Below are 596 nucleotides of genomic sequence, written 5' to 3'. Positions count from 1 at the left end.
ATGTAATTAACAAAAAAATAAAGTGCGGAGTTTAACACTTCCCACTTTAAGTTGTGGAAATCAATTCAGTTTTATTCCCGTACCATGACCTTGAACTTATCATAGTAAGTAAGTGGCGGAACTGACGGGATACTCTCACTTCGTTCGAGACTGCGAAGTTTATGCTATCGACGTCAATGCTCCGACGAACCCTTTTACGGATTCTCATCCCTGAAGCTTAAATTAAATGGCGGAACTGACGGGATTCGAACCCGCGATCTCCTGCGTGACAGGCAGGCATGTTAGGCCTCTACACCACAGTTCCGCGCATGGTGCCGGCGAGAGGACTTGAACCCCCAACCTACTGATTACAAGTCAGTTGCTCTACCAATTGAGCTACACCGGCATAGTATAATAATAGTGAAAATATCATGGTGGAGGCTGAGGGGATCGAACCCCCGACCCTCTGCTTGTAAGGCAGATGCTCTCCCAGCTGAGCTAAGCCTCCAGATATGTATGGTAGCGGCGGAGGGGATCGAACCCCCGACCTCACGGGTATGAACCGTACGCTCTAGCCAGCTGAGCTACGCCGCCATAACAATATGTTTTTCAAATGG

Annotated in this window: 4 tRNA genes; all 4 read right to left on the bottom strand. The window is 48.5% G+C overall.

Annotated elements, in window-relative coordinates:
* Positions 1-227 precede the first annotated feature (227 nt).
* Positions 228-304, bottom strand: a tRNA-Asp gene (locus CHH67_RS23530).
* 5 nt (positions 305-309) lie between these two features.
* A tRNA-Thr gene (locus tag CHH67_RS23525) sits at positions 310-385 on the bottom strand.
* A gap of 26 nt (positions 386-411) precedes the next feature.
* Positions 412-487 (bottom strand) — tRNA-Val (locus CHH67_RS23520).
* 9 nt (positions 488-496) lie between these two features.
* Positions 497-573: transfer RNA gene (locus CHH67_RS23515), tRNA-Met, on the bottom strand.
* Positions 574-596 lie beyond the last annotated feature (23 nt).

Source organism: Paenibacillus campinasensis, assembly GCF_002272015.1.
GTDB classification, from domain to species: Bacteria; Bacillota; Bacilli; order Paenibacillales; family Paenibacillaceae; genus Paenibacillus_AQ; species Paenibacillus_AQ campinasensis.
This window is presented reverse-complemented; position numbering and strand designations above follow the sequence as displayed.